An 8,887-nucleotide genomic window follows, 5' to 3' on the forward strand; every position below is an offset into this window, starting at 1 on the left:
GCGGTGTCGGGCTCGCCGCCGCCCGTTCCTCCGGTACCCCCGTCACCGGAGGACTTGGCGCTGTCACCGGACGAGTCCGAGTCGCCGCAGGCGGCGAGGGCGGCGGCGAGCCCGACACCGCCGACCGCCGCGACGACGGTACGGCGGGCCGGGCCCGGCTCGGACGGAAGAGCTTGGGTGCTCATACTGGCTTTCCCTTCACCTTGCTACAGGGGGCTGCGTCAAGGGATACGGCCCCGCCCGGCCGGCTGTTCAGACGCCCAGGGATTTCTTCAGGAAGTCGAGATCGAGCCACAGCAGGGTGTCGGCCACACCTTCCGCGGTGACCATATGGCTCTGGCCCGCCAGCGGAAGCACGCTGTGCGGCTTGCCCGCCGCGAGCAGCGCCTGCGAGAACCGCAGCAGGTGTGCGGGCACCACATTGTCGTCCGCCATCCCATGGACGAGCATCAGCGGCCGGGTCAGCCTGTGGGCGTGCGTGACCAGTGAGCCGCGCTCGTAGTTCTCCGGCTGCACATGCGGGTGGCCGAGATACCGCTCCTTCCAGTGGGTGTCGTAGAGCGTGAGATCGGTCGGCGCCGCGCCCGCCACCGCCGCGTGGAACACATCCGGCCGGTGCAGCACGGCCGCCGCGGCCAGATACCCGCCGAACGACCAGCCCCGGATGCCCACGCGCCCGGTGTCCAGGTCGGGGAAGCGCTCGGCAGCCGCCCGCAGCGCCTCGATCTGGTCCTCCAGGACCGGGGTGAGCTGGTCGCCGTGGATGCTGGTGCGCCACGCCTCGCCGCGCCCCGGGGTGCCGCGTCCGTCGATGGACAGGACCGCGAACCCCTGCTCCGCGAACCACTGGTTCACCGCGTGGTGCCAGGCACCGGTCCGTACGACGGTCTGTATCCCCGGACCTCCGTACGAATGGATCACGACGGGCAGCCGGGCCGCGCCCTCGCGGTGCCAGGACGGCAGATAGAGCGCGGTGCGCAGCCCGCGTTCGCCGAGCGAGAGGAAGAGCGGTGCCGGTGTCACCGAGGGCCGCTCGCTCAGCACGCCGATCCGGCCCGTCGGCTTGCCCTCGCGCAGGACGGTGACGGTGTGGCCGTCCGGGGTGCGGCTGTCGACGACGAGGGTGTCGCCGCCGACGACGGCGGTGTGCACCCCGGGCTCCTCGGTGAGGCGGGTGCAGCCGGAGCCGGGCGCGTACGCCCAGACGTGGGTCTCGGTCGGCTCGTCGCTCGCCGTGAAGTAGACCGTCTCGCCCGTCGAGCCGAGGATCGCGCGCACCCGCAGACCGGCCGGAAGACCGTCTCCGAGGCGGGCTCCGGAACGGCCCGCCGCCATGGCTCCCGGGGTGAACTCCAGCCAGTGATGGTCGTGGTGATGACCGATCACCTCGACCGCCCCGCTCGCCGGGTCGATGGCGAGGTCGTACGCGGTGCGCTGGTCCCGGGTCTGGACGGTGGCGAACGGGCCGTCCGCGTCCCAGCCGCCCTGCACCAGGTACTCGAAGGCCGGGTCGGTCCAGACGCCCGCCGGGTGCGAGGCCGGGTCCGCCGCGCGGGGCAGCCGCACCGCCACCCGCTCGCCGTCGACGCGGACGACGACCAGGGACACCACCGCGTTGGCCGTGCCCGCCGCGGGGTACGCCAGCACGCGCGGGGCCCTGTCCGGATGGGAGGGATCGCTCAGATACCAGCGCTGGACGGGCGACTCGTCCACCCGCGCCACCAGGAGCGCCGAACCGTCCGGGGACCACCAGGAGCTGCGCGTGCGGCCGATGGACTCGGCGGAGACGTGGTCGGTCAGCCCGTAGGAGATCTCCGGGCCCTCCGGATCGAGCAGTCGGCGGTCACCGGTGCCGTCGGCCCGTACGACGTGCAGGGCGCGCCCGCTCACGTACGAGACGAGCGTGCCGTCGGGGGAGAGGCGCGGGTCCATGGCCGGCCCGGCCGTGGGGAGGGGGCGCGGCGCGCTCCCGTCCGTCCCGGCCAGCCAGAGTTCGCCGGAGAGCGCGAAGACCACGGTGCGGACGGCCGCGTCGGTGGCGTACGCGACGATCCCGCCGCCGCTCTCGCGCGCCCGCTCGCGGCGGGTCAGCTCCTCCTGCGGCACCTCGCCCGGCCCGCCGAGCGCGCGCGGGTCGACGAGGACGCGCTCCTCACCGTTCTCGAACAGCCACAGCGAGCCGAGCGGCGAGCGCCCGTCGGCGGTGCGGACGAACAGCACCCGTTCGCCGTCGGGGGAGACGGTGAAGTTCTTGGGGACGCCGAGGGTGAAACGCTTGGTGCGGGCGAACTGGAGGGGGAAGTCCTCGGCGGTCCGCGGCCGGGCGGTCTTCTCCCGGATGTTCTCTTCCATGGGCATGGCGAAGCGTCCCTTCGGGGTCTGAGTGATCGAACAGTCGCATCCGCGCCAGTAGCCTGGCCAGATGCTCAATGAAGTGACAGCGACCCGCTACGTCACGCCCTTGCGTGAGGGCGGCTCGCTCCCGGGGATCGTCGAGGCCGACGATCTCGGTACGTACGTCATGAAGTTCACCGGCGCCGGACAGGGCCGCAAGACCCTGGTGGCGGAGGTGATCTGCGGAGAGCTGGCCCGACGGCTGGCTCTGCGCGTACCCGAACTGGTCACCATCCAGCTCGACCCCGTGATCGGGCTCTCGGAGCCGGACCAGGAGGTGCAGGAGCTGCTGAAGGCGAGCGGTGGGCTGAATCTCGGAATGGACTACTTGCCCGGTTCGCTCGGGTTCGACCCGCTCGCCTATGAGGTGAGCCCCGCCGAGGCGGGCCGGGTCGTCTGGTTCGACGCGTTGATCAACAACGTCGACCGTTCGTGGCGGAACCCTAACATGCTGGTGTGGCACGGCGATCTGTGGCTCATCGACCACGGCGCCACGATGATCTGGCACCACAACTGGCCGGGCGCGCGGGCCTCGGCCGCCAAGCCCTACAACGCCTCCGACCACGCCCTCGCCCCCTTCGGCCCCGATGTGGCCTCGGCCGCCGCCGAGTTGGCGCCGCTGGTGACCGAGGAGCTGCTGACCGAGGTCACCGCGCTGGTGCCCGACGAGTGGCTGGTGGACGAGCCCGGCTTCGGGACGACGGACGCGCTGCGCCGGGCGTACGTGGAGCCGCTGTTGGCGCGCGCCGCCGACATCCACGAGCGGATCACGCTGGGCGCGCCCGCCAGGACCGCTCCCTCCCAGGCACCCGGCTGGCTCACCGACCACCTCAAGCCCTGGCCGCACCCCACCAAGGACAGCAAGACCGGCCAGCCCGGCGAGAAGGACGGCAAGTGAGCGACCGCGATGTCTTCGAGTACGCGCTGCTGCGCGTGGTGCCGCGCGTCGAGCGCGGGGAGTGCTTCAACGCCGGGGTGCTGGTGTACTGCCGGGCCAGGTCCTTCGTCGCGGCCCGTACGCATCTGGACGAGGCCAAGCTGAGGGCGCTCGACCCGCGGGCGGACGTGGCCGGGGTGCGGGCGGCGCTGCGGGCGGTCGAGGGGGTCTGCGGCGGCGGTACGGCGGCCGGGCAGGCGGCGGGCGACGACCCGGGCCGGCGCTTTCGCTGGCTGATCGCGCCGCGCTCGACGGTCGTGCAGCCCGGCCCGGTGCACACCGGGCTCACCGCGGATCCGGCGGCGGAGACCGAGCGGCTGCTCGACCTGCTGGTCCGCTAGGGCGTAATGCGAAGGAGCGCCGTCCGGGGGCAGGCAGGACTTCCACGACATGTCCCGGAGCGGGCCGCGCGGGTGTGACCTTCGCCGGGGGATCCGTGTGCCGTTGACACCGGGTGCCAGGGCTTCTAGCGTCTCGTCTGCTGAAGCTACTAAGCGGTTGCTCAGGGACGAGGAGCCGCGGATCCCCAGGGCGAGGAGAACAGCATGTCCACCACCGAGCAGCGTGTCGCCATCGTGACCGGGGCGGCCCGGGGCATTGGCGCCGCGACCGCCGTCCGGCTCGCGGCCGAGGGCCGCGCGGTCGCCGTACTCGACCTCGACGAGGCGGCCTGCAAGGACACCGTCGAGAAGATCACGGCGGCGGGCGGGAAGGCGATCGCCGTCGGCTGCGACGTCTCCGACAGCGCCCAGGTCGAGGCGGCCGTGGCGCGTGTCGCCGCCGAGCTGGGGGCGCCCACCGTCCTCGTCAACAACGCGGGCGTCCTCCGCGACAACCTGCTCTTCAAGATGAGCGAGTCCGACTGGGACACCGTGATGAACGTGCACCTCAAGGGCGCGTTCCTGATGGCCAAGGCCGTCCAGAAGCACATGGTCGACGCGGGCTGGGGCCGTATCGTCTCGCTCTCCTCGTCCTCCGCGCTCGGCAACCGCGGTCAGGCCAACTACTCCGCCGTCAAGGCGGGCCTCCAGGGCTTCACCAAGACCCTCGCCAAGGAGCTCGGCAAGTTCGGCGTCACCGCCAACGCCGTCGCCCCCGGCTTCATCGTCACCGAGATGACCGCGCAGACCGCCGCCCGGGTCGGCATGGGCTTCGAGGACTTCCAGGCCGCCGCGGCCACCCAGATCCCCGTGCAGCGCGTCGGCACGCCGGAGGACATCGCCAACGCCATCGCCTTCTTCACCGGCGACGACGCGGGCTTCGTCTCCGGCCAGGTGCTGTACGTGGCCGGCGGACCCCTCAACTGAAGCCGGGAGAGCACACCATGACGGACACTCAGCTCCCGGAGCTCTCCGGCCGGGTCGCCCTGGTCACCGGCGCGAGCCGGGGCATCGGCTACGGCGTCGCCGAGGCGCTGGTCGCCCGCGGCGACCGCGTCTGCATCACCGGCCGGGGCGAGGACGCCCTCAAGGAGGCCGTCGAGCGGCTCGGCGCGGACCGGGTCATCGGCGTCGCCGGCAAGGCCCACGACGAGGCCCATCAGGGCGTCGCGGTGGAGCGCGCCATGGAGGCCTTCGGCCGGATCGACTTCCTGGTCAACAACGCGGGCACCAACCCGGTCTACTCGCCGATGGCCGAGCTCGACCTGAACGTGGCGCGCAAGGTCTACGAGACCAATGTGATCTCCGCGCTCGGCTTCGCCCAGCAGACCTGGAAGGCCTGGCAGAAGGAGAACGGCGGCGCGATCGTGAACATCGCGTCCGTCGCCGGCCTCGCCCCCTCGCCCTTCATCGGCGCGTACGGGATGAGCAAGGCGGCCATGGTCAACCTGACCCTCCAGCTGGCGCACGAGTTCGCGCCCGACGTCCGGGTCAACGCCATCGCCCCCGCGGTGATCAAGACCAAGTTCGCCCAGGCGCTCTACGAGGGCCGCGAGGAGGAGGCCGCCGCGAGCTACCCCCTCAAGCGCCTCGGGGTGCCCTCGGACATCGGGGGAGCGGTGGCGTTCCTCACCTCCGAGCAGTCCGCCTGGGTGACCGGGCAGACGCTGGTGGTCGACGGCGGGCTCTGCCTCGGCGCGGGCGTGCACTGACGCCACGGGTGCACTGACGCCACGCGTGCGCGGGGCCCCGCGCACGCGCGCCCGGGTGTCCCGCGCGCGTACCCGGAGTAGGATGATCTTCATACCGGTGAGTAGCGTTCCGGTTTGCCCCTCGATATCCCAAGTGCCCCGCTCGGTCCTCCAGTTGACCGGGCGGGGCGCTGCGGTATGGTCTGCCGACCCATGGCTGAACGAGGAGCGTGCACGTGTTCAACCGGACCATATGCCTGCGCACCACCGCGGCCCTTGCGTCCATGTCGTCGTTGGCCCTGCTGAGCGGCTGCGGCCTGCTTTCCAGCAGTGGTTCGGAGACCGAGCAGACGATCAAGGTCGGCACGGTGAGCGAGCCCAGCACCCTCGATCCGGCCGCCTCCTGGGACGGCTCCTGGGAGCTGTTCCGCAACGTCTTCCAGACGCTCCTGTCGTTCCCGACCGGCAGCAACGCGCCCCAGCCGGACGCGGCGGAGAGCTGCCGGTTCAAGGACTCGGGCAGCCGTACGTTCCAGTGCACGCTCCGCAAGGGCCTGGTCTTCTCCAACGGCGACAAGATCGACGCGGCGGCGGTGAAGTACTCGATCGACCGCATTGTGAAGATCAATGTGAAGGCGGGCCCCAAGGGTCTGCTCACCAGCCTGGACCGGGTCACCGCCGACGACGAGCGGACCGTCACCTTCCATCTGAACAAGCCGGACGCGACGTTCCCCTTCGTGCTGGGCGCCCCCGCCATGTCCATCGTGGACCCCCGGTCCTACCCGGCGGACGCGCTGCGCGACGACGGCGGGCTCACCGGCTCCGGCCCGTACACCCTGGAGTCGTACCACGCGGGCGACCGGGCCGAGCTGAAGAAGAACCCCCACTACGCGGGGTTCGCGCAGCTCAAGAACGACGCGGTCTCGATCCGCTACTTCAAGGACTCCGGCGCCATGGTGGAGTCCCTCAAGAAGAAGCAGATCGACGTCACCTACCGGGGCCTGACCGCCGACGAGGTCGTGGACGTCCAGAACGAGAAGGCCGCGGGCAAGCCGCTCCAGCTGGTCGAGACGGTCGGCACCGAGATCCGCTTCCTGGTCTTCAACCCCAAGGACCCGCTCGCCGCCAACCCGGCCGTACGCCGGGCCGTCGCCCAGCTCGTCGACCGCGACGCGCTGGTGGCCAAGGTCTACAAGGGCACGGCCGAGCCGCTGTACTCGATGGTGCCCAAGGGCGTGGCCGGGCACACCGTGAGCTTCTTCGACTCCTTCGGCGCCCCCAGCGTCCCCAAGGCCAAGGGCATCCTGCGCCGCGCCGGGATCACCGACCCGGTGCCGCTGAGCCTCTGGTACACCACCGACCGCTACGGCTCCTCCACGGCGCTGGAGTTCGCCGAGATCAAACGGCAGCTGGAGGCCTCCGGGCTGTTCACGGTCACCCTGCAGGACCGCCCCTGGAAGGCGTACACGCAGGGCATGCAGGACGGTGAGTACCCCGTCTTCGGGCGCGGCTGGTTCCCGGACTTCCCCGACCCGGACAACTTCATCGCGCCCTTCGTCGGCAAGGAGAACGCGGTCGGCACCCCGTACGAGCCCAGGGAGATCGTCGAGCAGCTGATCCCGCAGACCCGCGAGGTCTCCGACCGGGGCGCGGTCAGCAAGAAGTTCGAGCGGGCCCAGGACGTGCTCTCCGACGACGTGCGGCTGCTGCCGCTGTGGCAGGGCAAGCTCTATGTGGCGGCCAGCGACGAGATCGCCGGCGGCGAGCGTGCCATCGACCCCCAGACGGTCATGTGCATGTGGGAGCTGCACCGCAAGACCAGCTGGTAGGAGGCCCGGCGCCGCGGGCGCGGCAGGCGTTGTCAGTGGCGGCCGGTAGGTTTTTCGGTATCTCGCACCGCAGGGTGCGGGAACCGGACATCCCACGGAGGTTGTTGACGTGACCGACATCGCCATGCTGCCCGAGTCCTGGCGCGGCGTCCTCGGCGAGGAGCTCCAGAAGCCGTACTTCAAGGAGCTCACCGACTTCATCGAGGAAGAGCGGGCGAAGGGTCCCGTCTACCCGCCGCGCGAGGAGGTCTTCGCCGCCCTCGACGCGACTCCGTACGACAAGGTGAAGGTCCTGGTCCTCGGCCAGGACCCGTACCACGGCCCGGACCAGGGCCACGGGCTGTGCTTCTCGGTGCGCCCGGGCGTCAGGACGCCGCCGTCACTGCGCAACATCTACAAGGAGATGCACGAGGAGCTCGGCCACCCGGTGCCGGACAACGGCTATCTGATGCCCTGGGCCGAGCAGGGCGTTCTGCTGCTCAACGCGGTGCTGACCGTCCGCGAGGGCGAGGCCAACTCCCACAAGGGCAAGGGCTGGGAGAAGTTCACCGACGCGGTGATCCGCGCGGTCGCCGAGCGCCCGGACCCGGCGGTCTTCGTGCTCTGGGGGAACTACGCGCAGAAGAAGCTCCCCCTCATCGACGAGGAGCGGCACATCGTGGTGAAGGGCGCCCACCCCTCGCCGCTGTCGGCCAAGCGGTTCTTCGGCTCGCGGCCCTTCACCCAGATCAACGAGGCGGTGGCGGCGCAGGGCCACGAGGCGATCGACTGGCGCATCCCGGACCTGGGCTGACCCGGCCCGGGCGCCCGCGCCGCCATCCGCGCGGGCGCCCGGCTCCGAGGGGGCTCAGCTCCGAGGTGCCCGTCTCCGAGGGTGCTCAGGCGCCTTCGAGCCGCCGCTCCAGCCGGTCGAGGGCGGCCCGGATCCCGTTCCCGTACGCGTCGTCCGCGAGCGCGTCCAGGGCGGTGCGCGCCCGGTCCAGATGGAGCCGGGCGGCTTCCGGGCGGTGCAGCTTCACATAGTCCGCCGCCAGGTTCAGATGGAGCGAGGGATAGAAGGCCCGGACCGCGAGCGAGGCGTGGTGCGCGTCGAGCCGGTCCTGGTCCAGGGCGTCGGCAGCCGCCAGCGCCCGCAGGTCCCAGGCCAGTTCGTCGCCCGCGTCGTCCTGCGCGTCCGCCATGTAGTGCGCCAGCGTGCAGCGGTGCAGCGGGTCGCCGAGCTCGCCGATCTCCGCCCAGATGGCACCGAAGCGGTTGCGCGCCTCCTCCCGGTCGCCGCCGTGCAGGAGCATCAGCGCCTGCCCGATCCGGGTCATGACGACGTCCTCCGACGCCTCCTGCTGCTCCACCACTGCGGCCTCCGCGAGCCTGTCGTACGCATCCCGTCGCCTCGACGCTAGCCGCCCGCACCGACAATCGGGCTGAGGCTCCGGCGCGGCCCCGGGGCCTGTCGCTACTTCCCGTAGGTCTCCTCGCAGATCCGCGCCTGCGGACTGTCCGGACGCCAGCCGCCCAGCGACCGGCCCAGGTCACAGACGTCGTCCCCGATCAGCGGCGGGGGAGCGGGCACCCGCGGTACGGCCGGGTGCGGCGCGGGGCGCGGGTGCGGACGCGGGTGCGGCGCCGGCGGATGGGCGCGCGGACGCGGAACGGGAG

General features: G+C 71.7%; 8 protein-coding genes and 2 pseudogenes. 6 read left to right on the forward strand and 4 right to left on the reverse strand.

The window, feature by feature from the left end:
• Together ACJA3G_RS22315 and ACJA3G_RS22320 are read right to left on the reverse strand one after the other, a co-directional pair.
• A pseudogene (locus ACJA3G_RS22315) lies at positions 1 to 185 on the reverse strand (iron-sulfur protein); the annotation flags it as partial.
• Between the two features lie 67 nt (positions 186 to 252).
• Entirely contained in the window at positions 253 to 2,358 is a 2,106-nt protein-coding gene (locus tag ACJA3G_RS22320) for a prolyl oligopeptidase family serine peptidase (RefSeq protein WP_406554799.1), read from the reverse strand.
• A gap of 64 nt (positions 2,359 to 2,422) precedes the next feature.
• Between ACJA3G_RS22320 and ACJA3G_RS22325 the strand changes: the two genes are divergently transcribed.
• The 6 genes from ACJA3G_RS22325 to ACJA3G_RS22350 all read left to right on the forward strand — a co-directional run bounded on the left by ACJA3G_RS22325 (position 2,423) and on the right by ACJA3G_RS22350 (position 8,024).
• Positions 2,423 to 3,292 carry a HipA family kinase gene (locus ACJA3G_RS22325; RefSeq protein WP_406554800.1) on the forward strand — a complete coding sequence of 290 codons (870 nt, stop codon included), beginning with the start codon at positions 2,423 to 2,425 and terminating at the stop codon, positions 3,290 to 3,292.
• Positions 3,289 to 3,672: a DUF3037 domain-containing protein gene (locus ACJA3G_RS22330; protein WP_406554801.1), complete on the forward strand. Its 384-nt coding sequence runs from the start codon at positions 3,289 to 3,291 to the stop codon at positions 3,670 to 3,672. Before ACJA3G_RS22325 ends, ACJA3G_RS22330 begins: the two co-directional genes overlap by 4 nt.
• A 204-nt stretch (positions 3,673 to 3,876) precedes the next feature.
• A complete protein-coding gene (gene fabG / locus ACJA3G_RS22335; RefSeq protein ID WP_406554802.1) occupies positions 3,877 to 4,638 on the forward strand; it encodes a 3-oxoacyl-ACP reductase FabG in 762 nt (253 codons plus the stop codon).
• Positions 4,639 to 4,655: 17 nt separating this feature from the next.
• Positions 4,656 to 5,423 (forward strand): SDR family oxidoreductase, encoded by a 768-nt coding sequence (locus ACJA3G_RS22340; RefSeq protein ID WP_406554803.1) that lies wholly within the window; start codon positions 4,656 to 4,658, stop codon positions 5,421 to 5,423.
• Between the two features lie 263 nt (positions 5,424 to 5,686).
• A complete protein-coding gene (locus ACJA3G_RS22345) occupies positions 5,687 to 7,231 on the forward strand; it encodes an ABC transporter substrate-binding protein (protein ID WP_406554806.1) in 1,545 nt (514 codons plus the stop codon).
• A 109-nt stretch (positions 7,232 to 7,340) separates the two neighbouring features.
• Positions 7,341 to 8,024, forward strand: coding sequence for a uracil-DNA glycosylase (locus tag ACJA3G_RS22350; RefSeq protein WP_406554804.1), 684 nt, complete (start codon positions 7,341 to 7,343; stop codon positions 8,022 to 8,024).
• A gap of 85 nt (positions 8,025 to 8,109) precedes the next feature.
• Here the strand turns inward: ACJA3G_RS22350 and ACJA3G_RS22355 are convergent, their stop codons facing one another.
• Together ACJA3G_RS22355 and ACJA3G_RS22360 are read right to left on the reverse strand one after the other, a co-directional pair.
• Positions 8,110 to 8,583, reverse strand: coding sequence for a hypothetical protein (locus tag ACJA3G_RS22355; RefSeq protein WP_406554805.1), 474 nt, complete (start codon positions 8,581 to 8,583; stop codon positions 8,110 to 8,112).
• 101 nt (positions 8,584 to 8,684) lie between these two features.
• A pseudogene (locus ACJA3G_RS22360) lies at positions 8,685 to 8,887 on the reverse strand (hypothetical protein); the annotation flags it as partial.

This window comes from Streptomyces sp. YS-3, assembly GCF_045257485.1.
Taxonomy (GTDB): domain Bacteria; phylum Actinomycetota; class Actinomycetes; order Streptomycetales; family Streptomycetaceae; genus Streptomyces.

Bases quoted from the DNA above. Each gene is read 5' to 3' on its own strand.
- ACJA3G_RS22320 (WP_406554799.1), bottom strand. From the start codon at position 2,358: ATGCCCATGGAAGAGAACATCCGGGAGAAGACCGCCCGGCCGCGGACC.
- ACJA3G_RS22325 (WP_406554800.1), top strand. From the start codon at position 2,423: ATGCTCAATGAAGTGACAGCGACCCGCTACGTCACGCCCTTGCGTGAG.
- fabG (WP_406554802.1), top strand. From the start codon at position 3,877: ATGTCCACCACCGAGCAGCGTGTCGCCATCGTGACCGGGGCGGCCCGG.
- ACJA3G_RS22340 (WP_406554803.1), top strand. From the start codon at position 4,656: ATGACGGACACTCAGCTCCCGGAGCTCTCCGGCCGGGTCGCCCTGGTC.
- ACJA3G_RS22345 (WP_406554806.1), top strand. From the start codon at position 5,687: ATGTCGTCGTTGGCCCTGCTGAGCGGCTGCGGCCTGCTTTCCAGCAGT.